Genomic DNA, 23,025 nt, shown 5'->3' on the forward strand with positions numbered 1-23,025 from the left:
CCAGACCGCTCGCTAGCCGCCTCGCCGCCGCCCTCGCGCTCCAACTGCTATACCTGAACGGACCGGGCCACCGGCACACGCAGGCCCGCAGGAGCAAGAATGAAAAACTGGACTCTTCGCCAACGCATCCTCGCCAGTTTCGCCCTGCTCATCGCCATCATGCTGCTGATGGCAGGCATGGCCTATGTCCACCTGCTCAACATCGAACAGCGCGAGCATGAGCTGCAGGCCAATGCCCTGCCGGGCCTGCAATACACAGACGATATCCGCGGCAATATCGCCAGCAACCTGCTGCTGCTGCAACGGCTGCTGGCCAGCGCGCCGGCCACCGAGACGAGCAAGACCCTGCTGCAGCAGCTGCGCCAGCAAGACCAGGCCCTGCGGGAACTGCTGGACAAGTACCGGCAGATCGCCAGCGGCGAGGCGGAACTCGCCGCCTTCGCCGAACTGCAGGAGCATGTCCACGAATACGAGGAACTGCAGACGCAGCTGCTGGCGCTCCACGAGGCCGGCCAGCTCGAGCAGGCGCGCCGACACATGCACGAGCGCCTGCTGCCGGACTGGCAGCACGGCCAGGAACTGCTGGACCATCTGGTCGCGCTCAACCACGGCGATGCCGACGCGCTGACCGCCGGCATGCTGGCCGCCATCACTCGCGCCGAGAACAGCATGCTGCTGGCCCTGCTGCTGGCGGTGCTGGCCGCCCTGGGCTGCGCCTACCTGCTGATGCGCGCCATCCTCGGCCCGCTGCAACAAGTGCTGGCCGCCCTCGAACGGCTGCGCGGCGGCAACCTCAGCACGCGCCTGAGCCTGGCCCGGCGCGACGAGTTCGGCGTGCTGGAGACCGGCCTCAACGCCATGGTCGAAGCCCTGTCGGCCCTGGTGGCGCAATCGCAACGTTCGGCGATTTCGGTCACCACCTCGGTCACCGAGATCGCCGCCACCTCCAAGGAGCAGCAGGCCACCGCCACCGAGACGGCGGCCACCACCACAGAGATAGGCGCCACCTCGCGGGAGATTGCCGCCACCTCGCGCGACCTGCTGCGCACCATGGGCGAAGTCTCCAGCGCCGCCGAGCAGGCCGCCAGCCTGGCCGACTCCGGGCAGCACGGCCTGACCCGCATGGAAGACACCATGCACCAGGTGATAGCCGCCGCCGAGCTGATCAACGCCAAGTTCGCCAGCCTCAACGAGAAGGCCGGTAACATCACCCAGGTGGTGACCACCATCGTCAAGGTGGCGGACCAGACCAACCTGCTCTCGCTGAATGCCGCCATCGAGGCGGAGAAAGCCGGCGAGTACGGCCGCGGCTTCTCCGTGGTGGCCAACGAGGTGCGCCGCCTGGCCGACCAGACCGCCGTGGCCACCTACGACATCGAGCAGATGGTGCGCGAGATCCAGTCGGCGGTGGCGGCCGGGGTGATGGGCATGGACAAGTTCTCCGAGGAGGTGCGCCGCGGCATGGCCGAGGTACAGCTGGTGGGCGACCAGCTGGTGCAGATCATCCAGCAGACCCAGGCCCTGGCGCCGCGGGTGTCCATGGTCAACGAGGGCATGCAGGCCCAGGCCAGCGGCGCCGAACAGATCAGCCAGGCGCTGGTGCAGCTGGCCGAGGTCACCGGGCAGACCGTCGAGTCGCTGCGCCAGACCAGCGGCGCCATCGACGAGCTGAGCCAGGTCGCCAGCGGGCTGCGCACCGGGGTCTCGCGCTTCCAGGTGTGATCATGGCCCGCGCCGAGAGCCTGTTCCTGCTGTTCGCCGTCGGCGCCGAGCGCTACGCGCTGGAGGCCCGCGAGGTGGCCGAGGTGCTGCCGCTGCGCCGGCTCCGGCCGCTGCCGCGGGCGCCGGCCTGGGTCGCCGGCCTGCTCGCCCACCGCGGCGAGCTGCTGCCGGTGCTCGACCTCAGCCAGCTGCTGCTCGACCAGGCCGCCGCCCGGCGCACCAGCACGCGCCTGGCGCTGGTGCACTACCGGGTGGCGGACGCGGGCGAGGCGCGACTGCTCGGGCTGATCCTGGAGCACGCCGGTGAGACCCTGCGCTGCGCCGCGCAGGACTTCCGCGACTATGGCCTGGACAACCCCGAGGCGCGTTACCTGGGCCCGGTCTACCAGGACGCCCGCGGCCTGGTGCAGCGGGTGCGGGTGGCCGACCTGCTTGACTATGCGGTGCGCGCCCTGCTGTTCCCGGCGGAGCCCGCGCCATGAACGGCGAGCAGCGTTTCTGCGACTTCCTCAAGGCACGCATCGGCCTGGACGTCGGTTCGGTCGGCGCGCCGGTGGTGGCCCGCGCCGTGGCCCAGCGCCTGGCCTGCGGCGTGGCCGCCGACCACGACGGCTACTGGCAGTTGCTGCAGCAGTCCAAGCAGGAGCAGGTGGCGCTGATCGACGCGGTGATAGTCCCGGAGACCTGGTTCTTCCGCTATCCCGAGTCCTTCGCCGCCCTGGTGCGCCTGGCCCGGCCACGCCTGGAAAGGCTCGCCGGCGCCCGCCCGCTGCGCATCCTCAGCCTGCCCTGCGCCACCGGCGAGGAGCCCTACTCCATCGCCATGGCCCTGCTCGACGCCGGCGTCGCCGCACCGCTGCTGCACATCGACGCGCTGGACGTCAGCCCCAGGGTGATCGAGCGGGCGCAACGCGGCCTGTACGGCAAGAACTCCTTTCGCGGCGAGGACCTGGCCTACCGCGCGCGGCACTTCGCGGCCAGGGACGACGGCTACCTGCTGCACGAGGCCGTGCGCGAACTGGTGCGTTTCCAGTGCGGCAATCTGCTGGAGCCTGGCCTGCTCGCCGAGGAGCCGGCCTACGACCTGCTGTTCTGCCGCAACCTGCTGATCTATTTCGACCAGGCGACCCAGGAGCGGGTGCTGGAAGTGCTCAAGCGCCTGACCCGCCTGGACGGCGTGCTGTTCATCGGCCCCGCCGAGGCCAGCCTGTTCTCGCGCCTGGGCATGCAGAGCCTGGGCATCGCCCAGGCCTTCGCCTTCCAGCACCCGCAGGAGCAGCCAGCACCCGCTCCGCGCCCCGCCCCGCCCAGCGTTCCGCCGACGCCGCGCCGGGAGGCCCGCCGCCCGCCTGCGCCCCCGCGGCGCAGCAGTCCCGCGCCCTGTGCCGCGCCACCCGCGAGCGCTGCCGGCGACGAGCTGAGCGCCATCGCCGGCCTGGCCGACCAGGGCCGGCTGGAGGAGGCCCGCCAGCGCTGCGAGCGCCTGCTGCGCAGCGGCTCCCCCTCGGCGGAACTGTTCTACTGGCTGGGCCTGATCAGCGATTCGGCCGGCAAGGCGAGCGAGGCCCAGGACTTCTACCGCAAGGCGCTCTACCTGGAGCCGCAGCACCGCGAGGCGCTCGGCCAGCTGGCCGCCCTGCTCGCCGCCCGCGGCGACCTGGCCGGGGCCAAGCGCCTGCAGCAGCGCGCCAACCGTGGAGCGAACGGCGATGGCTGAGCCCCTGGACGACTGCTGGAACCGCATCGGCGTGCGCGGCGACCAGTCCTGCCCGCTGCTCGCCGAGCACATCCACTGCCGCAACTGCCCGGTCTACTCCAGCGCCGCCCTGCGCCTGCTGGACCGCTACGCCCTGCAGCACGACGAGGACGACGCGAGCGTCGAGATAGCCGAGCAGGCCGTGGCGAGCCGTTCGCTGCTGCTGTTTCGCCTCGGCGAGGAGTGGCTGGCCCTGGCCACCCGGGTGCTGGTGGAGGTGGCGCCGCTGGCCCCCATCCACAGCCTGCCGCACCAGCGCACGCGGGCCCTGCTCGGCGTGGCCAACGTGCGCGGCGCCCTGGTCGCCTGCCTGTCGCTGAGCGAGCTGCTGGGCCTGGAGCCCTGCGCCCCGGCGGCGCCCGAGGCGCACGCCAGGATCGCCGCGCGCCTGCTGGTGCTGGACGCGCCCGGCGGCCATCTGCTGGTGCCGGTGGACGAGGTGCAGGGCATCCAGCGCATCGCCCTGGAGCAACTGACCGCGGCCGAACGCGACAATCGCCTGGACCCGGCCAAGTGCAGCCGCGGCGTGCTGCAGTGGCAGGGCCGCAGCCTGCGCCTGCTGGACGAGGAACAACTGCTGCAGAGCCTGCTGAGGAGCCTGGCATGACGCCCGACGAGATGCGCGATGCCTCGTTGCTGGAGCTGTTCCGCCAGGAAGCCGAGGCGCAGACCCGGGTGCTCGGCGAGGGCCTGCTGCAGCTGGAGCAGGAGCCGACCCAGGCCGCGCAGCTGGAAGCCTGCATGCGCGCCGCCCACTCGCTCAAGGGCGCGGCGCGCATAGTCGGGGTCGAACAGGGGGTGCTGGTGGCGCACCAGATGGAGGAGCTGCTGGTGGCCGCCCAGGAAGGCCGCCTGCACCTGGGCCCGCAGCAGATCGATGCGCTGCTGCAGGGCAGCGACCTGCTGCTGCGCATCGCCAGCGCACCGGCCAGCGTCGGCGAGGCGGATGTCGAACGGATGCTCGCCCGCCTGCAAGGACGCGCCACGGACGAGCCCCAGGCGCCGAGCGCCGCCGCACCGGAGCCGGAGCCGGAGCCGGAGCCGGAGCCGGAGCCGGAGACTAAACCGGAACCGGTGCCCGTCGAGCATGCCCAGCCACCCCCCGAGCCCGCACGCCCTGTCGCTCAGGACGGCGACGAGCGCGTGCTGCGGGTCACCGCCCAGCGCCTCGACCACCTGCTCGACCTGTCCAGCAAGGCCCTGGTCGAGGCCCAGCGCCTGCAACCTCTGCTCGCCTCGCTGCAGCGCGGCCGGCGCCTGCAGGCCCAGGTCGGGCGCGCCCTGGAGAGCTTCGAGGAAGGCTTGCGCGGCGGCGCGACGGCGGACCCGGCGGCGCTGAGCGATATTCGCCGCCGGCTCGGCGAGTGCCAGCAACTGCTGGAACGCCACGGCGGCGAGCTGGACGAGTTCGCCTGGCAGGCCGGGCAGCGCGCCCGGCGCCTGTACGACAACGCCCTGGCCTGCCGCATGCGCCCGCTGGCGGACATACTCGGCGGCCAGGCACGCATGCTCCGCGACCTGGCCCGCAGCCTGGGCAAGCAGGTGCGCCTGCAGATCGAAGGCGACAAGACCCAGGTCGACCGCGACGTGCTGGAGCGCCTGGAGGCGCCCCTCGGCCACCTGCTGCGCAACGCCCTCGACCACGGCATCGAGACGCCCGAGGCACGCCGCGCGGCGGGCAAGGCGAGCGAGGGCCTGATCGGCATTCGCGCGCACCAGCAGGCCGGCCAGCTGCTGCTGGAAGTGCGCGACGACGGCGCCGGAGTCGACCTACAGCGCCTGCGCGCCGCGGTGCTCCAGCGCGGCCTGGCCAGCGCCGAGACCGCCGAGCGGCTGAGCGAGGAGGAGCTGCTGAGCTTCCTGTTCCTGCCCGGCTTCAGCCTGCGCGAGCAGGTCACCGCCGTGTCCGGCCGCGGCGTCGGCCTCGACGCCGTGCAGCACGACCTGCGCCAGCTGCGCGGCGGCGTCGAACTGCAGCAACAGCGCGGGCGGGGCTCGCGCTTCCTCATCGAGGTGCCGCTGACCCTCTCGGTGGTGCGCAGCCTGGTGGTGCAGATCGGCGGCGAGGCCTACGCCTTCCCCCTCGCCCACATCGAGCGCACCCTGCGCCTGGAACCGCAGGCCATAGTCCAGCTGGAGGGGCGCCAGCACTTCACCCTGGACGAACGTCCGGTCGGCCTGGTGGCCGCCAGCCAGTTGCTCCAGCGCCCCGCCGGCGACAGCGCGGAGGAGCGCATCCCGCTGGTGCTGGTCAGCGCCCGCGAGACCCTCTACGGCATCGCCGTGGAGCGCATCCTCGGCGAGCACAGCCTGGTGGTCATGCCGCTCGACCCGCGCCTGGGCAAGGTGCAGAGCGTCAGTGCCGGCGCCCTGCTGGACGACGGCACGCCGGTGCTGATTCTCGACCTCGAAGACCTGCAGCACTCGCTGGACAAGCTGCTCGGCAGCGGCCGCCTGGAGCGCATCGCCCGCAGCGGCGATGCCAGCGCGACGCGCAAGCGGGTGCTGGTGGTGGACGACTCGCTGACCGTGCGCGAACTGCAGCGCAAGCTGCTCGCCGGCCGGGGTTACGAGGTGGCGCTGGCGGTGGACGGCATGGACGGCTGGAACGCCCTGCGCGCCGAGCACTTCGACCTGCTGATCACCGACATCGACATGCCGCGCATGGACGGCATCGAGCTGGTCACCCTGCTGCGCCGCGACCATCGCCTGCAGTCGCTGCCGGTCATGGTGGTGTCCTACAAGGACCGCGAGGAGGATCGCCGCCGCGGCCTGGAGGCCGGCGCCGACTACTACCTGACCAAGGCCAGCTTCCACGACGAGACCCTGCTGGAGGCCGTGGCCGAGCTGATCGGGGGGCCGCTGTGAGAATCGCCATAGTCAACGACATGCCGCTGGCGGTGGAAGCGCTGCGCCGGGCCCTGGCGCAGGCCCCCGAACACCAACTGCTGTGGGTCGCCGGCGATGGCGCCGAGGCGCTGCGGCGCTGCGCCGAACAGACGCCCGACCTGTTGCTGATGGACCTGCTGATGCCGGTCATGGATGGCGTCGAGGCGACCCGGCGGATCATGGCGCAGAGCCCCTGCGCCATCCTCCTGGTCACCACCGACAGCGAACGCAATATGCGCCTGGTGTTCGAGGCCATGGGCCACGGCGCCCTGGACGTGGTCGACACCCCGGCGCTGGGCGGCGCCGACCCGGCCCAGGCGGCGGCGCCGCTGCTGCGCAAGATCCACAACCTCGGCCTGCTGCTCGACCGCCGCGATGCCGAGCCGCCCCCGCCACCGCCCCCACCGCCGCCCGCGGCGAACCGGCGCCTGGTCGCGGTCGGCGCCTCGGCCGGCGGCCCGGCGGCCCTGGCCGTGCTGCTCAAGGGCCTGACCCCGAACTTCCCGGCCGCGCTGGTGCTGGTGCAGCACGTCGACGCCGTGTTCGCCGCCGGCATGGCCGACTGGCTGACCCAGGAGTCCGGCGTGCCGGTGCGGGTGGCCCGCGACGGCGAGGCACCGCAGGCCGGTACCGTGCTGCTGGCCGGCAGCGAGCAGCACCTGCGCCTGCGCCGCGACGGCCTGCTCGGCTACGACAGCGGCCCCGACGACTACGCTGTACATAAGCCCTCGATCGATGTGTTCTTCGACAGCGTGGCCCGCCACTGGCGTGGCGACGCGGTGGGCGTGCTGCTGACCGGCATGGGCAGCGACGGCGCCCGCGGGCTCAAGCAGTTGCGCGAGCGCGGTTTTCCCACCATCGCCCAGGACCAGCAGAGCAGTGCGGTCTACGGCATGCCCAAGGCGGCCGCGGCATTGGGCGCGGCCAGCGAAATCCGCCCGCTGGACGCCATCGCGTCACGTTTGCGGGAACTATTGGTCTGAGTGCAGGCGAGGCCAGCATGAGCGAAAAGGACGAGAAAAGCCCCCTGGTGACAGTCGACGAGAACGCCGTCATGGTTCTGCTGGTCGACGACCAGGCCATGGTCGGCGAGGCGGTGCGCCGCGATCTGGCCGAGCAGGACAACATCGACTTCCACTTCTGCGCCAACCCGCAGCAGGCCATCGAACAGGCGATCCAGATCAAGCCGACGGTGATACTCCAGGACCTGGTGATGCCGGGCGTCGACGGCCTGACCCTGGTAAGCGACTACCGCGCGCACCCGGCGACCCGCGATATCCCGATCATCGTGCTGTCCACCAAGGAGGACCCCAAGGTGAAGAGCGCCGCCTTCGCCGCCGGGGCCAACGACTACCTGGTCAAGCTGCCGGACGCCATCGAGCTGATCGCCCGGGTGCGCTACCACTCGCGCTCCTACCAGACCCTGATCCAGCGCGACGAGGCCTACCGCGCCCTGCGCGAGAGCCAGCAGCGCCTGCTCGACACCAACCTGGTGCTGCAGCGGATGATGAACTCGGACGGCCTCACCGGCCTGTCCAACCGGCGCCACTTCGACGACTACCTGGGCATGGAATGGCTGCGCGCCCAGCGCGAGCGCACGCCCATCTCCCTGCTGCTGATCGATATCGACTACTTCAAGGGCTACAACGACGATCTCGGCCACCTAGAGGGCGACGAACTGTTGCGCCTGCTGGCCTGCATCCTACGCGACAACGCCGCGCGCCCCGCCGACCTGGCCGCACGCTATGGCGGCGACGAATTCGTCGTGGTCCTGCCCGGCACCGAGGCGGCCGGCGCCAAGGCGGTGGCGGAGAAAATCCGCGAGGCCGTGGAAATCCGCCATATCCCGCACAACTACCCGACTCGCGGCTCCTTCATCACCCTCAGCGTCGGCGGCGCCACCCTGGTGCCCAAGCAGAGCGAGTCCTGCCAGCTGCTGATCCAACTGGCCGACCAGGGCCTGTACTGCTCGAAGAACCAGGGCCGCAACCGCACCAGCATGCTGGTCCGCCCCGGCTCGGCGGAAAGCTGAACCGCGCGCACAACGGAATCGCGCGGCTCGGTTTACAGGGTCGAAGCAATGGCTATAATGGCGGCCCCTTCGCCGGTATAGCTCAGCTGGTAGAGCAACTGACTTGTAATCAGTAGGTCCCGGGTTCGATTCCTGGTGCCGGCACCATCTAGATCAAAGACTTAGGCTCGCAGCAATGCGGGCCTTTTTCGTTTTTGCTTACCACTTTGCTCAGCCTGTTTCAGCAACCTACCGCGTGACTTTCGCGTTAGCCCTTTGCAAGCCGGCCAGCAATGCTTCGACACTTGCATCTCGCCTGTAGCAGGAGAGCAAGGTGGCTCTCTTGCAAAGCGCAGTTGCGCCGGACAAGCTGGTTACCTTCAGAATTAAATCCGACACAGCAGGCCCTGCATGCGCATTCTGGTAACCGGTGGAGCAGGCTTCATAGGCTCGGCACTTGTCCGCCATATTCTGCGGCACACCGAGCACAGCGTGCTCAATCTCGACAAGCTCACCTATGCCGGCAACCTGGAGTCTCTAGCCTGTATCGAAGGCCACCCGAACTATCAGTTCCTCCAGGCCGATATCGCCGACAGCCAGGCAGTCAGTCGCACCCTCGCGACGTTTCAACCCGACGCCATCATGCATCTGGCCGCCGAGTCGCACGTGGACCGATCCATCGATGGTCCCGCAGCCTTTATCCAGACCAACATAGTCGGCACCTATGCCCTGCTGGAGTCCACCCGGGCCTACTGGTCGACGCTGCCTGAGGAGCGCAAGGGCGCTTTCCGCTTCCACCATATTTCCACCGACGAGGTGTACGGCGACCTGCACGATGCGGACGACCTGTTCACCGAGACCACAGCCTATGCGCCCAGCTCGCCCTATTCGGCGAGCAAGGCGGCCTCCGACCACCTGGTACGCGCCTGGCAGCGCACCTACAGCCTGCCGGTGCTGATCACCAACTGCTCGAACAACTACGGCCCCTACCATTTCCCCGAGAAGCTGATTCCACTGGTGATCCTCAACGCCCTGGAAGGCAAGCCGCTGCCCGTCTACGGCGACGGTTCGCAGGTACGCGACTGGCTGTTCGTCGAGGACCACGCCCGCGCCCTGCTCAAGGTGGTGAGCGAGGGCAGGGTCGGCGAGACCTACAACATCGGCGGTCACAACGAGCAGAAGAACATCGAGGTGGTGCGCGCCATCTGCGCCCTGCTGGAAGAGCTGGCGCCGCACAAGCCGTCCGGGGTGGCGCGCTACGAGGACCTGATCACCTTCGTCAAGGACCGCCCCGGCCACGACCGGCGCTATGCCATAGACGCCGGCAAGATCCAGCGCGAATTGGGTTGGGTGCCGCAGGAAACCTTCGCCAGCGGCCTGCGCAAGACGGTGCAGTGGTATCTGGACAACCTAGAGTGGTGCCGCCATGTGCAGGACGGCAGCTATCAACGCGAACGCCTGGGAGCCTCCGCATGAAGGGAATAGTACTGGCCGGCGGTTCCGGCACCCGCCTGCACCCGATCACCCTGGGCGTGTCGAAACAACTGCTGCCGATCTACGACAAGCCGATGGTCTACTACCCGATCTCGGTGCTGATGCTGGCCGGCATCCGCGACATCCTGATCATCTCCACACCCCACGACCTGCCGCAGTTCGAGAAGATGCTCGGCGACGGCAGCCAGTTCGGCGTGCGCTTCAGCTATGCCGAGCAACCTTCGCCGGACGGCCTGGCCCAGGCCTTCCTGATCGGCGAAGAGTTCATCGGCGACGACTCGGTGTGCCTGATCCTCGGCGACAACATCTTCCACGGCCAGCACTTCACCGAGAAGCTGCTCAAGGCGGCGGCCGAGGTCGCAGGGGCCACCATATTCGGCTACTGGGTACGCGATCCGGAACGCTTCGGCGTGGTCGAGTTCGACGACCAAGGCAAGGCCATCTCCATCGAGGAAAAGCCCGTGCGGCCGAAGTCCAGCTATGCGGTCACCGGCCTGTACTTCTACGACAACGACGTGATCGAGATCGCCAAGACGATCAAACCCTCGCCACGTGGCGAACTGGAGATCACCGACATCAACAACGCCTATCTGCAGCGCGGCGACCTGCGCGTGGAACGCTTCGGCCGCGGCTTCGCCTGGCTCGATACCGGCACCCACGACAGCCTGCTGGAGGCCTCGCAGTACGTGCAGACCATCGAATACCGTCAGGGCCTGAAGGTCGCCTGCCTGGAGGAGATCGCCCACCAGCAGGGCTGGATCGACCGCGAACGCCTGCTGGAGCAGGCCAAGGCCTTCGGCAAGACGGGTTACGGCCAATATCTCTACCGCCTCGCCGGGGAGTCGACATGAAAGCCATCGCCACCACCATACCCGAGGTTCTGATCCTCGAACCCAGGGTGTTCGGCGACGAGCGCGGCTTCTTCTTCGAGAGTTTCAACGCCCGCACCTTCGCCGAGGCCACCGGCCTGCAGCGCCAGTTCGTCCAGGACAACCACTCGCGCTCGCAGCGTGGCGTGTTGCGCGGTTTGCACTATCAAGTCAGGCAGCCCCAGGGGAAGCTCGTGCGCGTCAGCCTTGGCGAGATTCTCGATGTGACGGTGGATATCAGAAGGCGTTCGCCGACCTTCGGCCAGTGGGTGGCGGTACGCCTGTCCGCCGAGAACAAACGCCAGCTTTGGGTGCCCGAGGGCTTCGCCCACGGCTTCTTGACCCTCAGCGAACAGGCCGAAGTGCTCTATAAGACCACCGATTATTACGCTCCTACCTTTGAGCGCTGCATCCGCTGGGACGACCCGACACTGGCCATCGACTGGCAGTTCGACGGCACCCCGCTGCTGTCGGCCAAGGACCTTGCCGGCCTGGCCCTGAACGACGCCGAGCTGTTCCCATGAGAGTCCTGATCGTCGGGCGCCACGGCCAGGTCAGCCGCGAGCTGCAGCTGGCCCTGGGCAAGGAGCACGAGCTGCTGCTGCCGGATCGCCAACAGCTGGACCTGAACGCGCCCGAGGGCATTCGGCAAGCGGTTCGCGCGCTGCGCCCCGAGTTGATCATCAACCCGGCTGCGTATACCGCCGTTGACCAGGCCGAGAGCGCGCCGGAACTGGTCTTCGCGATCAACGCCACGGCGCCTGGCGTGCTGGCCGAAGAGGCGGCTGAGCTGGGCGTACCGCTGATCCACTACTCCACCGACTATGTGTTCGACGGCCGCAAGGACTCGCCCTATCGCGAAGACGACCCGACCGCACCGCTGGGCGTCTATGGGCGCAGCAAGCTGGCCGGCGAGCAGGCCATCCGCGCGGTCGGCGGCGCGCATCTGATACTGCGCACCAGCTGGGTCTATTCGCTGCATGGCAGGAACTTCCTGTTGACCATGCAGCGCCTGCTGCAGGAGCGCGAGGAACTGCGCGTGGTGGCCGACCAGATCGGCGCGCCGACCTGGGCCGGCAGCATTGCCCGCGCCACGGCCGAGCTGATCCGCCACTGGCGCGATGGTCACGCGGGCCCCTGGGGCATCTATCATCTCAGCGGCCAGGGACAGACCTCCTGGTTCGGCTTCGCCGAGGCCATCGCCGCGCAGCTGCATGCACGAGGCAAGTCCTGTGCGCGCGTTGTGCCGATTCCGTCGAGCGCCTACCCGACCCCGGCACAGCGCCCGCTCAATTCGCGCCTGGACTGCTCACGTCTGCGGCGCGACTGGCGGATCAGCCTGCCGAACTGGCACGACGCCCTGCTGGAGTGCCTGGCCAGCCCCCGCTGACGGAGCCGATTTGGTGCACCAGGCCACGCCGATGGCGCCGCGAACTTGCCAGGCACGCGGAGCGATGCAACCCTTGTGCGAGGATCACTCGGGAGCCCTGCGATGCGCCTGCTCACTGCCTGCCTGCTCTGCGCCCTGGCCTTGCCGGCCAGCGCACAGATCTACAAGTACACCGACGCCAACGGCAACACCGTATTCACCAACCAGCCCCCGGAAGGCCAGGCGGCGGAAAGCGTCGAACTCCAGCCGACCAACACGGTGAAAGCTCAGCCCCTGCCGCCCGTCGAGCAGCCCGCCGAAGCCGAGAGCAAGACCGAGGCCAACCAGCCGCCCTACCGGACCCTGGAGCTGACCGACATCCCCTCCGACGAGGCGCTGCGGGCCAACAACGGTACCTTCAGCGTCGGCGTGCTGATCGAACCACGCCTGAGCCCCGGCCACAGCCTGCGCCTGCTGCTGGATGGCCAGCCCTATGGCCAGCGCACCAATGTGCCGCGCCTGCAGCTGGTCAACATCGACCGCGGCGAGCACAGCCTGGCGGTGGAGGTGCTGAGCGGCGAGCGCCAGATACAGCAGAGCGCCAGCCTGACCTTCACCGTGCAGCGCGTCAGCGTCAACAGCCCCGCCCGGACCAACTCCGCTCCCTGATACCAGAATCGCCATGCGCCCTCTGCTGCCCGCCCTAGTTTTCGCCCTGCTTAGCCTCACGGCCAATGCCGGCGTCTATACCTACATAGATGCCGACGGCAACCGGGTCTTCACTGACCAGCCGCCTTCCGGCAGCGCCAGCCGCATCGAGCTGGCCCCCTCCAACGCCATGCCGGCCAATAAAGCCCTACCGACTGCGCCTCCCCCGGCCAAGCAGCCGCCCGAACCCAGCTACCAGATCCTGCGCATCCTCACCCCGACACCCGACTCCGTGGTGCGCGAGGCTAGCGGCGACCTGATCGTCACCGCCGACAGTGAGCCGGGCCTGCACCCCGGGCATGGCTACCGCCTCATCCTGGACGGTCAACCCCAGGGCCAGGCCGACCGCAGCCCGGTGTTCCCCTTGAAGAACCTCGACCGCGGCACCCACCAGATCTCGGTGGAAATTCTCGACGCCCAGGGCCGCATCGTCGAACGCACCCCGGCCCAGCCTTTCCATCTGAAGCGCATCTCCCTGGCCGAGAAGCGCAGAACCAATCCCTGCAAGAAGAAGGACTGGGGCGTGCGCCCGGAATGCCCCATTGAGGACAAGCCGAAGGACCCGCCGAAGGACATCCCGCTGATCCCCTTCATCTGATCGGCAGGCATATGCACTAATATGGTGCATATGCCTGCACCGATTTCTATTCGCTCCCCGTTTTGGTTCACACATCGCCCGGCCGACTGCGCCGAAAGGCGGCTTCGACCCCGTGCCCGCGTTTTTTCGGGGCCTTGGTTTGCTTCTTGCATTTTCCCGGTCATTGCCAGGACCCTGCCATGATCAACGACGCCCTGCACCGCCTCCTGCTGGACAACCTGACCACCGCGACCATCCTGCTCAACGCCGAGCTGCGCCTGGAGTACATGAACCCGGCCGCCGAGATGCTGCTGGCGGTCAGCGGCCAGCGCAGCCACGGCCAGTTCATCAGCGAGCTGTTCACCGAATCGCCCGAGGCGCTCGCCTCGCTGCGCCAGGCGGTGGCCCAGGCCCACCCCTTCACCAAGCGCGAGGCCATGCTCACCTCGCTGGCCGGCCAGACCCTCACCGTCGACTATGCGGTGACGCCCATCCTCAACCGCGGCCAGACCCTGCTGCTGCTGGAAGTGCACCCGCGCGACCGCCTGCTGCGCATCACCAAGGAGGAAGCGCAGCTGTCCAAGCAGGAGACCACCAAGCTGCTGGTGCGCGGCCTGGCCCACGAGATCAAGAATCCGCTCGGCGGCATCCGCGGCGCGGCCCAGCTGCTGGCCCGCGAGCTGCCGGAAGAGGGCCTGCGCGACTACACCAATGTGATCATCGAGGAGGCGGATCGGCTGCGTAACCTGGTCGACCGTATGCTCGGCTCGAACAAGCTGCCGAGCCTGGCCATGACCAATATCCACGAGGTGCTGGAGCGGGTCGGCAGCCTGATCGAGGCCGAGGCCCAGGGCAGCATCACCCTGGTGCGCGACTACGACCCGAGCATTCCCGACCTGCTGATCGACCGCGAACAGCTGATCCAGGCCGTGCTCAACATAGTGCGCAACGCCCTGCAGGCGCTATCTGCGCAGAGCGACCTGCGCCTGGGCCGCATCAGCCTGCGCACCCGCACCCTGCGCCAGTTCACCATCGGCCACACCCGCCACCGCCTGGTGGTGAAGATGGAGATCATCGACAACGGCCCCGGCATTCCGCCGGAGCTGCAGGAAACCATCTTCTACCCCATGGTCAGCGGCCGCCCGGACGGCACCGGCCTGGGCCTGGCCATCACCCAGAACATCATCAGCCAGCATCAGGGCCTGATCGAATGCGAGAGCCACCCCGGCCACACCGTGTTCTCGATCTTCCTGCCCCTGGACCAAGGAGCCACACAGTCATGAGCCGCAGTGAAACCGTCTGGATAGTCGACGACGACCGCTCCATCCGCTGGGTCCTGGAGAAGGCCCTGCAGCAGGAGGGCATGACCACCCAGAGTTTCGACAGCGCCGACGGCGTGCTGAGCAAGCTGAGCCGCCAGCAACCGGACGTGATCATCTCCGACATTCGCATGCCCGGTGCCAGCGGCCTCGACCTGCTGGCGCGGATTCGCGACATGCACCCGCGCCTGCCGGTGATTATCATGACCGCCCACTCCGACCTGGACAGCGCGGTGGCCAGCTACCAGGGCGGCGCCTTCGAGTACCTGCCCAAGCCGTTCGACGTCGACGAGGCGGTGTCGCTGGTCAAGCGCGCCAACCAGCATGCCCAGGAGCAGCAGGGCCTGGAGGCGCCGGCCGCGCTCTCCCGCACCCCGGAGATCATCGGCGAGGCGCCGGCGATGCAGGAGGTGTTCCGCGCCATCGGCCGCCTGTCCCACTCCAACATCACCGTGCTGATCAACGGCGAGTCGGGCACCGGTAAAGAATTGGTCGCCCATGCCCTGCACCGCCACAGCCCGCGTGCGGCCGCGCCCTTCATCGCGCTGAACATGGCGGCGATTCCGAAAGACCTGATGGAGTCCGAGCTGTTCGGCCACGAGAAAGGCGCCTTCACCGGCGCGGCCAACCAGCGCCGCGGCCGCTTCGAGCAGGCCGACGGCGGCACCCTGTTCCTCGACGAGATCGGCGATATGCCGGCCGATACGCAAACCAGGTTGCTGCGCGTGCTGGCCGACGGCGAGTTCTACCGGGTCGGCGGCCACACCCCGGTCAAGGTCGACGTGCGCATCATTGCCGCCACTCACCAGAACCTCGAATCCCTGGTGCAGGCCGGCAAGTTCCGCGAGGACCTGTTCCACCGCCTCAACGTCATCCGCATCCATATTCCGCGCCTGGCCGACCGCCGCGAGGACATTCCCACCCTGGCCCGCCACTTCCTCGGCCGCGCCGCCCAGGAACTGGCGGTCGAGCCCAAGCTGCTCAAGAGCGAGACCGAGGACTACCTCAAACACCTGCCCTGGCCGGGTAACGTGCGCCAGCTGGAGAACACCTGCCGCTGGATCACCGTGATGGCCTCCGGCCGCGAAGTGCACACCGACGACCTGCCGCCGGAGCTGCTCACCCAGCCGCAGGAGAACGCCCCGGCCACCAACTGGGAGCAGGGCCTGCGCCAGTGGGCCGACCAGGCCCTCGGCCGCGGCCAGTCCAACCTGCTCGACAGCGCCGTGCCGGCCTTCGAGCGGATCATGATCGAGACCGCGCTCAAGCACACCGCCGGCCGCCGCCGCGATGCCGCCGTGCTGCTGGGCTGGGGCCGCAACACCCTGACCCGCAAGATCAAGGAACTGGGCATGAATGTCGACGGCGGCGAGGATGACGACGGCGAGGACTGACCCCAGCGCTGGTTGAACGAAACGGGCCTGCGGGCCCGTTTTTTCATGGCCGCAACGTTATTGGCGTAGGGTGGATGGCCGCAGCCCCCCACTGAAGCCTCCCCCCTCCCCCTGGACAAATCGGCAGGACAGCCGATTTGGGCAGCGCCAGCTGGCCGCAGGCCGAGCCACAGGGGCGTGGCGAGTCCAGAAGGGCCGGGGCGGCCCGCGTAGGGTGAAGGTGCCACAGGTGACCCGGAGCGGCCTGAAAAACCCTCACCCCAACCCTCTCCCAAAGGGAGAGGGGGATAAGCCACATGGCTATCCTCTGGGCGAAAGGTCAATAAAATGGTGCCCTGAATACAGGCGCTGCCGTCTTCTTCGGCAAACCTATCCTTTCCGCCCGGCGGGTCCATGCCTTCATCGCTGCAACACACACTGCGCCAGCTGTGGGCGCGCGAGAAATTCACCTACGGCGTGCGGGTGTTCATCGCCCTGGCCGGGGCCATGGCGCTGTGCTGGTATCTCGACCGCATCGCCTTCGTCATCCCGCTGTTCCTCGGCTGCATCGCCAGTGCCCTGGCCGAGAGCGACGACCACTGGCGCGGGCGCAGCCAGGCGCTGCTGGTGACCCTGGCCTGCTTCGCCGCCACCGCCGCGGCGGTGCAGCTGCTGTTCCCCTACCCCTGGCTGTTCGGCGCCGGCCTGGCGTTCGCGGCCTTCGCCATGACCCTGCTCGGCGGCATCGGCGAGCGCTACGCGGCCGTGGCCCAGGCCACCCTGATCCTGGCCATCTACACCGCCATCGGCCTGGAGCACCGCGCCGGCCTGGCCGGTGGCTTCTGGCAGGAGCCGCTGCTGCTGATCGGCGGCGCCGCCTGGTACGGCCTGCTCGGCATCCTGTGGAGCCTGCTGTTCAGCCAGCAGCCGGTGCAGCAGGCGCTGGCACGGGTGTTCGACGAGCTGGGCGCCTACCTGCGCCTGAAGGCCTCGTTGTTCGAGCCGGTGCGCAAGCTCGACATCGAGGCCCGGCGCCTGGAGCTGGCGCGGCAGAACGGCCGGGTGGTCACGGCGCTGAACCTGGCCAAGGACGTCATCCTCAACCGCATGAGCCGCAAGCGCGGCGGGCAGAAGACCAACCGCTACCTCAAGCTGTACTTCATCGCCCAGGACATCCACGAACGCGCCAGCTCCTCGCACTACCCCTACAACGCCCTGGCCGAGGCCTTCTTCCACAGCGACGTGATGTTCCGCTGCGGCCGCCTGATCAGCCAGCAGGGCAAGGCCTGCCAGGCCCTGGGCCGGGCCATCCGCCTGCGCCAGCCGTTCGACTACAACGACAACAGCCAGGCCATGGCCGACCTGGAGGCCTCCATGGCTCATCTGCGCGAGCAGAACAACCCGGCCTGGCGCCGCCTGCTGCGCGCGCTCGGCGGCCTGGCCGGCAACCTCGCCACCCTGGAACGCAAGCTGACCAGCGCCAGCAACCCCGACGCCCTGGCCGAGGAACAGGACAGCGCCCTGCTGGACCGCTCGCCGCAGAGCCTGAAGGACGCCGGCGAGCGCCTGCGCCAGCATTTCAGCCCGACCAGCCTGGTGTTCCGCCACGCCCTGCGCCTGGCCCTGGCGCTGCTCGCCGGCTACGGCCTGCTGCACTGGATCCACCCGCAGCAGGGCTACTGGATTCTGCTGACCACCCTGTTCGTCTGCCGCCCCAGCTACGGCGCCACCCGCCTGCGCCTGGTGCAGCGGGTCGGCGGCACGCTGATCGGCCTGGTGCTGGGCTGGGCGCTGATCCGCCTGTTCCCCGACCCGCTGCTGCAGTCGCTGTTCGCCGTGGCCGCCGGGGTGCTGTTCTTCACCAACCGGGTCGACCGCTACACCCTGGCCACCAGCGCCATGACCCTGGTGGTGGTGCTCTGCTTCAACCAGATCAGCGACGCCTACACCCTGCTCTGGCCGCGCCTGGTGGATACCGTGCTGGGCACGCTGATCGCCGGCCTGGCGGTGTTCCTCATCCTGCCCGACTGGCAGGGGCGCAAGCTCAATCGGGTGCTGGCCAACACCCTCAGCAGCAACAGCCGCTACCTGCTGCAGATCATGCAGCAGTACGAGTCCGGCGCGCGCGACGACCTCAGCTACCGCCTGGCCCGGCGCAACGCGCACAACGCCGACGCGGCGCTGTCGACCACCCTGTCCAACATGCTGCTGGAGCCCGGCCACTTCAGGAAGGACGCCGAGACCGGCTTCCGCTTCCTGGTGCTGTCGCACACCTTGCTCAGCTACCTCTCGGCCCTCGGCGCGCATCGCGCCAGCCTGGCCGACGATGCCAGCGACGCCCTGCACGAGCGCGCCGTGGCGCATATCAGCCAGAGCCTCGACGCCATCGCCAGCGGCCTGCAGACCGGCACCCCGGTGGCGGTGTACGACGACGCCGACCAGAGCCTGGCCGAGGAGCTGGAGCAGCTGCCGGAGGAGATGGACGAGGGCCACCGCCTGGTGCAGGTGCAGCTCGGCCTGATCTGCCGCCAGCTGGCGCCGCTGCGCACCCTGGTGGCGCACCTGCAGAAGCAACCGGAGCGGGCCGAGGCCAAGACCGCGTAGGGCAGCCCCCTCTCCCCTTGAGGTGAGGGAAATGCCGTGCAGTCCTTGGCCCCCTCACCCCCGGCCCCTCTCCCTGAGGGAGAGGGGAGACTCGCCCGCCCCTCGACGCGCAGCCACGTAGGATGGGTTGAGCGCAGCGATACCCATCGCCCGCTCCCGCGATGGGTATCGGCGCAAAGCGCCTCCCCCCATCCTACTGCTAGGCCGTGGCGACACGACGACTGTCCTCAGGCCCGCCGGCGCTTTCCGCTAGAATGCGCGCCTTCCGCCCCCTACCGAGGTTTCGCCCTTGTCCTTCTTCCCGGTCATCGTCATCGGCGCCGGCGCCGCCGGCCTGATGTGCGCGGCCAAGGCCGCCGCCCGCGGTCGTGGCGTGCTGCTGCTGGACCATGCCAACAAGCCGGGCAAGAAGATCCTCATGTCCGGCGGCGGGCGCTGCAACTTCACCAACATGTACTGCGAGCCGGGCAACTTCCTCTCGGCCAACCCGCACTTCTGCAAGTCGGCCCTGGCCCGCTACAGCCAGTGGGACTTCGTCGAGCTGGTGGTCAGGCACGACGTGCCCTACCACGAGAAGAAGCTCGGCCAGCTGTTCTGCGACCGCAAGGCCAGCGACATCCTCAACATGCTGCTGGCCGAGTGCGACGCGCATGGCGTCGACCTGCGCCTGGACACCGCTGTCGAGACCATCGCCAAGAGCGAGGTCGGCTACCGCCTGACGACCAGCGCCGGCGAGTTCGCCTGCCAGTCGCTGGTGATCGCCACCGGCGGCCTGTCCATCCCCACCCTCGGCGCCAGCGGCTTCGGCTACCAGGTGGCCCGGCAGTTCGGCCACAGCGTGCTGCCGACCCGCGCCGGCCTGGTGCCCTTCACCATCACCGAGCCGCAGCTCAAGGCGCTGTGCACGGAACTGTCCGGCACCTCGGTGGAGGACTGCGTGGTCAGCTGCAACGGCCAGAGCTTCAAGGAAAACATCCTGTTCACCCACCGCGGCCTCTCCGGCCCGGCGATTCTGCAGATCTCCTCCTACTGGCAGCCGGGCGACGCCATCGAGATCGACCTGCTGCCGCACCTCGACCTGCCTGAATGGCTGGCCACCCAGCAGCGCGAACGGCCGAATACCGAGCTGAAGACCCTGCTCGCCGAGCTGTTCACCAAGAAGATGGCCAGCCTGCTGGCCGAGCAGTGGTTCGTCAGCAAGCCGCTCAAGCAGTACAGCCCGGCGGAACTGGAGGCGGTGGCGACCCGGCTGTCGGCCTGGACCCTGGTGCCGGCCGGCACCGAGGGCTACCGCACCGCCGAGGTGACCCTGGGCGGCATCGACACCCGCGAGGTGTCGTCCAAGACCATGGAGTCGCAGAAATCGCCGGGGCTGTACTTCATCGGCGAGGTGCTCGACGTCAGCGGCCACCTGGGCGGCTTCAACTTCCAGTGGGCCTGGGCCTCGGCGCACGCGGCGGCGGAATACGTCTGAGGCTCCGTACCCTCTCCTCTCCCCGGGGAGAGGGGAGACCCAGCCCGCACCGCTCTAGCACCCTCTCCCTCCGGGAGAGGGCTGGGGTGAGGGCAGCCGGACGTTTGGCGAGCACCGAGTCGCTCAGGAAACGGCCGGCAACAGCTCGATAAAGCGCCGCATCAGTTCGTGCATGTCGCCCGGCCAGCGCCCGGACACATAGTGGCCGTCGCACACCACCCAGGCCGGGCGGCTGTCGTCCGGCGTGTCGCGGTACAGGCCGCTGGTCTTGCGCCAGAAGTCGGGGGCGTCCTGCGGTACATCGAGGAAGTCGTCCGGGCTGGCCAGCGCCCGGCCCACCTCGGCCTGCACGCTCATATGCCCGGCCGGCTCACCCGCCGCCTCGGAGTAGGTGCGGTAGTAATCGCCGTCCCACCAGCGCCCGTAAAAGCGGGTCAGGTCCCAGGCGGTCTTCTCCATCTTCCAGGTCAGCCCGGTGGTCTTGCGCCCGTGCAGCACCGAGCGGCCGTCCGCGCCCCGGCTGCGCGCCGCCAGCAGCACACCATGGCAGACCGCCGCCACCGGCTTGTCGGCGGCGAAGAAGGCCGCCACCAGCGCCTGCAGCGTCTCGCTCTGCAGATACTCGCGCATGCCCCGCGCCCAGTGGCCGCCGGGCAGCATCAGGCCGGCGAAGTCCTCCACGCGCAACTCCTGGTAACGCAAGGGCTTCAGATAGTCGGGGTCGGCGCGCATCTCGGCGCAGGCCGCGCGGGCATCGCCGCGGGCGCGCAGCAGCAGGCCGAGCAGGCGCAGGCGGCGCAGTCCGGGGATCAGGCCCCAGGCATCCAGGCCCTCGCCGCTGAGCATCTGCGGGTCCGGCAGGGCCGGCTGGCCGTCCGGCGTGGCGAAGCACACCCGGTAGCCGGCCCGGCGCAGCAGGCGCCAGGCCAGGGCGGCCTCGCTGGGGTCGTAATCACGGCGCGGCAGGGGCATCAGGACACAGGGTGCGGGCATGGCTGGCTCTCGTACGGGGCTAGGGTCACAAACCATAGCAGTTGCCGCCCCGCCTCCACACACCCGGCACGCCAGCCCACAGGACCCAGACCGCCAGCACGCGCAGGCCGAGCAACCGGTCAGCGCAGGCTCTCGGCAATCGCATGGATGTCCTCCCGGTGGTTGATCACCAGTTCCAGTTCGCCGTTGTCGCCGATGAAGTTCAGCGGCGGCAGCAGCTTGTGGTAGGCCGCCAGCTCCACCAGCATCGGCAGGTCGGCCTGAGCGTTGCCCTCCTTGATGGCATGGAACAGGGCCAGGTTGACCAGGTCGATCAGCCCCAGGTCCCAGCCCTCGCTGTGGCCCCAGTTGCCGGCGGCGCGGATCACGCCGATGTACTCGTCGTCCACCGCCCACTTCTTCAGCACTATCACGCCCAGCGACTTGCTGTATTCGCGACACAGCTTGTAGTACAGCTCGCCGGAGGGGATGTCCGCCTCGTCCTTGAACGCCGAGAGCACCGCCAGGGTGCCCACCTCGCTGAGCAGGCAGGCCAGCAGGGCGTGCTCCGCCGAGACATGGCCGAGCAGGCGAGCGAGCATGGCGCAGGTGCCGGCCTTGAGCACCAGGCGCCCCCACACCTCCATGAACAGACGCTTGTGCGCCGGGCTGTGCAGGGTGAACAGGCTCTTAATGCTGTGCACCATGGTGATGCGGTCGACCTCGCCCAGGCCGAGCAGGATCAGCACGTCCTGCAGGGTCTTGGGCGCCGTCGGATGCCGGTACAGGGCGCAGGAGGCATGCTTCATCAGCAGCGCCGCCAGCGCCGGGTCGCGCCCGATCAGGCGGGACAGCTGCGCCATGCTCATGCCGCCGTCGCTCAGGGCGCGGCGGATCTCCAGGGTCAGTGTCGGCAGGCTGGGCAGCTGCTCCTGCCCCTGCATCAGCTGCGATACCACCCTGCGGTAGATCGAATAGTCCGAAGTCTCGCCCACCGCGCATCCTCCATGCTGCCCCTAGGGGCAGTGTAGGCGCCCCGCCGGGCGATCACTGCCCACGGACGTTCAGCAGACCCTCCGGCAACGCCTGGCCCGGCAGCCAGCGCCGGTAGATCAGGGCGAAGCTGCCATCGCGCTTCATCGAGTCCAGGGTCTGCTGCCACTCGGCCACCAGCCCCGGGTCGGTGCTCGGCGAGAAGGCGATATAGGCCTCGCTGCGCATGAAGGCATGCAGCGGCTCGACCTCCGCCGGCGTGAGCCCGCCCAGCGCCAGCAGGCTCTCCAGGGTCACATTGTCGGCCACCGCCACCTGCACCCGGCCATGGCGCAGCATGCTCATCATCTGCCGCGGTCCTATCACCCCGTAGACATTGGCCAGGCCGCGCGCCTTGAGCTCCTGAAAGCTGTACCACTGTCGCGGCACGGCGATGGTGCCGGCCCGCGCGGCATCCTCCAGGCTGTCGATGCGGATACCCGAGCCGCGCAGGGCATAGAAGCTAGTGACCACCACCATCACCGGGCCGACCCACTGGAACAGCGGCTCGCGCTCGGCGGTGCGCATGGTGACGAACAGGCCGCTGTCGGGATCGACCTGGGCCGCCTGGTAGCCCCGCGCCCAGGGCACCAGACTGATCCGCGCACCGCGCCCGGTACGCGCGAGGATTTCGCGCACCAGATCGACGGCCAGCCCCGCCGGACGCCCCTCGCGGGCGAAGTTCATCGGCGGATATTCCTCGGTGTACAGCTGCAAGGGCGCGGCGTGCAGGCCATGGGCCAAGCACAGGGCGAGCAGGCATCCCAGCCAGCGGCAGCGGGAAGTACGCATCGTGTTCACCTTGCCTCGTTCGCTTGCAGTCTAGGCGCTGGCGCGGAGCATGGCGGCGCTCGCG

Annotated in this window: 20 protein-coding genes and 1 tRNA gene; 18 read left to right on the forward strand and 3 right to left on the reverse strand. The window is 69.0% G+C overall.

Annotation, left to right across the window (positions count from 1 at the left end):
- Positions 1 to 99: 99 nt before the first annotated feature.
- The 18 genes from AAFN46_RS06755 (at position 100) to AAFN46_RS06840 (ending at position 20,165) form a co-directional block, all read left to right on the forward strand.
- Positions 100 to 1,722 carry a methyl-accepting chemotaxis protein gene (locus AAFN46_RS06755; protein ID WP_347807926.1) on the forward strand — a complete coding sequence of 541 codons (1,623 nt, stop codon included), beginning with the start codon at positions 100 to 102 and terminating at the stop codon, positions 1,720 to 1,722.
- Between the two features lie 2 nt (positions 1,723 to 1,724).
- Entirely contained in the window at positions 1,725 to 2,204 is a 480-nt protein-coding gene (locus AAFN46_RS06760; protein WP_347807927.1) for a chemotaxis protein CheW, read from the forward strand.
- Positions 2,201 to 3,439 carry a protein-glutamate O-methyltransferase CheR gene (locus AAFN46_RS06765; protein ID WP_347807928.1) on the forward strand — a complete coding sequence of 413 codons (1,239 nt, stop codon included), beginning with the start codon at positions 2,201 to 2,203 and terminating at the stop codon, positions 3,437 to 3,439. The genes AAFN46_RS06760 and AAFN46_RS06765 overlap by 4 nt, the downstream gene beginning before the upstream one ends.
- Complete coding sequence (locus tag AAFN46_RS06770; protein ID WP_347807929.1) at positions 3,432 to 4,085, forward strand: chemotaxis protein CheW; 654 nt, start codon at positions 3,432 to 3,434, stop codon at positions 4,083 to 4,085. The genes AAFN46_RS06765 and AAFN46_RS06770 overlap by 8 nt, the downstream gene beginning before the upstream one ends.
- A complete protein-coding gene (locus tag AAFN46_RS06775; RefSeq protein WP_347807930.1) occupies positions 4,082 to 6,346 on the forward strand; it encodes a hybrid sensor histidine kinase/response regulator in 2,265 nt (754 codons plus the stop codon). The genes AAFN46_RS06770 and AAFN46_RS06775 overlap by 4 nt, the downstream gene beginning before the upstream one ends.
- Positions 6,343 to 7,350 carry a chemotaxis response regulator protein-glutamate methylesterase gene (locus tag AAFN46_RS06780; protein ID WP_347807931.1) on the forward strand — a complete coding sequence of 336 codons (1,008 nt, stop codon included), beginning with the start codon at positions 6,343 to 6,345 and terminating at the stop codon, positions 7,348 to 7,350. The genes AAFN46_RS06775 and AAFN46_RS06780 overlap by 4 nt, the downstream gene beginning before the upstream one ends.
- A 17-nt stretch (positions 7,351 to 7,367) precedes the next feature.
- Positions 7,368 to 8,399, forward strand: a complete 1,032-nt coding sequence (locus tag AAFN46_RS06785) for a diguanylate cyclase (RefSeq protein WP_347807932.1) — start codon at positions 7,368 to 7,370, stop codon at positions 8,397 to 8,399.
- A gap of 71 nt (positions 8,400 to 8,470) precedes the next feature.
- Positions 8,471 to 8,546: transfer RNA gene (locus AAFN46_RS06790), tRNA-Thr, on the forward strand.
- Between the two features lie 243 nt (positions 8,547 to 8,789).
- Complete coding sequence (rfbB, locus tag AAFN46_RS06795) at positions 8,790 to 9,854, forward strand: dTDP-glucose 4,6-dehydratase (RefSeq protein ID WP_347807933.1); 1,065 nt, start codon at positions 8,790 to 8,792, stop codon at positions 9,852 to 9,854.
- Positions 9,851 to 10,723, forward strand: coding sequence for a glucose-1-phosphate thymidylyltransferase RfbA (gene rfbA / locus AAFN46_RS06800; RefSeq protein WP_347807934.1), 873 nt, complete (start codon positions 9,851 to 9,853; stop codon positions 10,721 to 10,723). Before rfbB ends, rfbA begins: the two co-directional genes overlap by 4 nt.
- Entirely contained in the window at positions 10,720 to 11,265 is a 546-nt protein-coding gene (gene rfbC / locus AAFN46_RS06805) for a dTDP-4-dehydrorhamnose 3,5-epimerase (RefSeq protein WP_347807935.1), read from the forward strand. The genes rfbA and rfbC overlap by 4 nt, the downstream gene beginning before the upstream one ends.
- Positions 11,262 to 12,131, forward strand: a complete 870-nt coding sequence (gene rfbD, locus AAFN46_RS06810) for a dTDP-4-dehydrorhamnose reductase (RefSeq protein WP_347807936.1) — start codon at positions 11,262 to 11,264, stop codon at positions 12,129 to 12,131. Before rfbC ends, rfbD begins: the two co-directional genes overlap by 4 nt.
- A gap of 102 nt (positions 12,132 to 12,233) precedes the next feature.
- On the forward strand, positions 12,234 to 12,779 hold the full coding sequence (locus AAFN46_RS06815) for a DUF4124 domain-containing protein (protein ID WP_347807937.1): 546 nt from the start codon (positions 12,234 to 12,236) through the stop codon (positions 12,777 to 12,779).
- A gap of 13 nt (positions 12,780 to 12,792) precedes the next feature.
- Entirely contained in the window at positions 12,793 to 13,416 is a 624-nt protein-coding gene (locus AAFN46_RS06820; protein ID WP_347807938.1) for a DUF4124 domain-containing protein, read from the forward strand.
- Positions 13,417 to 13,595: 179 nt separating this feature from the next.
- On the forward strand, positions 13,596 to 14,678 hold the full coding sequence (gene glnL, locus AAFN46_RS06825) for a nitrogen regulation protein NR(II) (protein WP_347807939.1): 1,083 nt from the start codon (positions 13,596 to 13,598) through the stop codon (positions 14,676 to 14,678).
- Positions 14,675 to 16,108, forward strand: a complete 1,434-nt coding sequence (gene ntrC, locus AAFN46_RS06830) for a nitrogen regulation protein NR(I) (RefSeq protein WP_347807940.1) — start codon at positions 14,675 to 14,677, stop codon at positions 16,106 to 16,108. Before glnL ends, ntrC begins: the two co-directional genes overlap by 4 nt.
- A gap of 393 nt (positions 16,109 to 16,501) precedes the next feature.
- On the forward strand, positions 16,502 to 18,691 hold the full coding sequence (gene yccS, locus AAFN46_RS06835; protein ID WP_347807941.1) for a YccS family putative transporter: 2,190 nt from the start codon (positions 16,502 to 16,504) through the stop codon (positions 18,689 to 18,691).
- 289 nt (positions 18,692 to 18,980) lie between these two features.
- Complete coding sequence (locus AAFN46_RS06840) at positions 18,981 to 20,165, forward strand: NAD(P)/FAD-dependent oxidoreductase (protein WP_347807942.1); 1,185 nt, start codon at positions 18,981 to 18,983, stop codon at positions 20,163 to 20,165.
- A gap of 123 nt (positions 20,166 to 20,288) precedes the next feature.
- On the opposite strand, the gene AAFN46_RS06845 is transcribed toward AAFN46_RS06840, so the two are convergent.
- The 3 genes from AAFN46_RS06845 to AAFN46_RS06855 form a co-directional block, all read right to left on the reverse strand.
- Positions 20,289 to 21,158: a type 1 glutamine amidotransferase domain-containing protein gene (locus AAFN46_RS06845; protein WP_347807943.1), complete on the reverse strand. Its 870-nt coding sequence runs from the start codon at positions 21,156 to 21,158 to the stop codon at positions 20,289 to 20,291.
- A 119-nt stretch (positions 21,159 to 21,277) separates the two neighbouring features.
- Positions 21,278 to 22,132, reverse strand: a complete 855-nt coding sequence (locus AAFN46_RS06850) for an HDOD domain-containing protein (RefSeq protein WP_347807944.1) — start codon at positions 22,130 to 22,132, stop codon at positions 21,278 to 21,280.
- A gap of 52 nt (positions 22,133 to 22,184) precedes the next feature.
- The gene (locus tag AAFN46_RS06855; RefSeq protein WP_347807945.1) at positions 22,185 to 22,961 is read right to left on the reverse strand and encodes a transporter substrate-binding domain-containing protein; all 777 of its coding nucleotides are present in this window, start codon (positions 22,959 to 22,961) and stop codon (positions 22,185 to 22,187) included.
- Between the last annotated feature and the right edge of the window lie 64 nt (positions 22,962 to 23,025).

It is taken from the genome of Pseudomonas sp. CAU 1711, assembly GCF_039888625.1.
GTDB lineage: Bacteria > Pseudomonadota > Gammaproteobacteria > Pseudomonadales > Pseudomonadaceae > Aquipseudomonas.

Bases quoted from the DNA above. Each gene is read 5' to 3' on its own strand.
- AAFN46_RS06815 (WP_347807937.1), top strand. From the start codon at position 12,234: ATGCGCCTGCTCACTGCCTGCCTGCTCTGCGCCCTGGCCTTGCCGGCC.
- AAFN46_RS06845 (WP_347807943.1), bottom strand. From the start codon at position 21,158: ATGCCCGCACCCTGTGTCCTGATGCCCCTGCCGCGCCGTGATTACGAC.
- AAFN46_RS06855 (WP_347807945.1), bottom strand. From the start codon at position 22,961: ATGCGTACTTCCCGCTGCCGCTGGCTGGGATGCCTGCTCGCCCTGTGC.
- yccS (WP_347807941.1), top strand. From the start codon at position 16,502: ATGCCTTCATCGCTGCAACACACACTGCGCCAGCTGTGGGCGCGCGAG.
- glnL (WP_347807939.1), top strand. From the start codon at position 13,596: ATGATCAACGACGCCCTGCACCGCCTCCTGCTGGACAACCTGACCACC.
- AAFN46_RS06775 (WP_347807930.1), top strand. From the start codon at position 4,082: ATGACGCCCGACGAGATGCGCGATGCCTCGTTGCTGGAGCTGTTCCGC.
- AAFN46_RS06760 (WP_347807927.1), top strand. From the start codon at position 1,725: ATGGCCCGCGCCGAGAGCCTGTTCCTGCTGTTCGCCGTCGGCGCCGAG.
- AAFN46_RS06770 (WP_347807929.1), top strand. From the start codon at position 3,432: ATGGCTGAGCCCCTGGACGACTGCTGGAACCGCATCGGCGTGCGCGGC.
- AAFN46_RS06755 (WP_347807926.1), top strand. From the start codon at position 100: ATGAAAAACTGGACTCTTCGCCAACGCATCCTCGCCAGTTTCGCCCTG.
- rfbA (WP_347807934.1), top strand. From the start codon at position 9,851: ATGAAGGGAATAGTACTGGCCGGCGGTTCCGGCACCCGCCTGCACCCG.
- AAFN46_RS06785 (WP_347807932.1), top strand. From the start codon at position 7,368: ATGAGCGAAAAGGACGAGAAAAGCCCCCTGGTGACAGTCGACGAGAAC.
- rfbB (WP_347807933.1), top strand. From the start codon at position 8,790: ATGCGCATTCTGGTAACCGGTGGAGCAGGCTTCATAGGCTCGGCACTT.
- AAFN46_RS06765 (WP_347807928.1), top strand. From the start codon at position 2,201: ATGAACGGCGAGCAGCGTTTCTGCGACTTCCTCAAGGCACGCATCGGC.
- ntrC (WP_347807940.1), top strand. From the start codon at position 14,675: ATGAGCCGCAGTGAAACCGTCTGGATAGTCGACGACGACCGCTCCATC.
- AAFN46_RS06820 (WP_347807938.1), top strand. From the start codon at position 12,793: ATGCGCCCTCTGCTGCCCGCCCTAGTTTTCGCCCTGCTTAGCCTCACG.
- rfbD (WP_347807936.1), top strand. From the start codon at position 11,262: ATGAGAGTCCTGATCGTCGGGCGCCACGGCCAGGTCAGCCGCGAGCTG.
- rfbC (WP_347807935.1), top strand. From the start codon at position 10,720: ATGAAAGCCATCGCCACCACCATACCCGAGGTTCTGATCCTCGAACCC.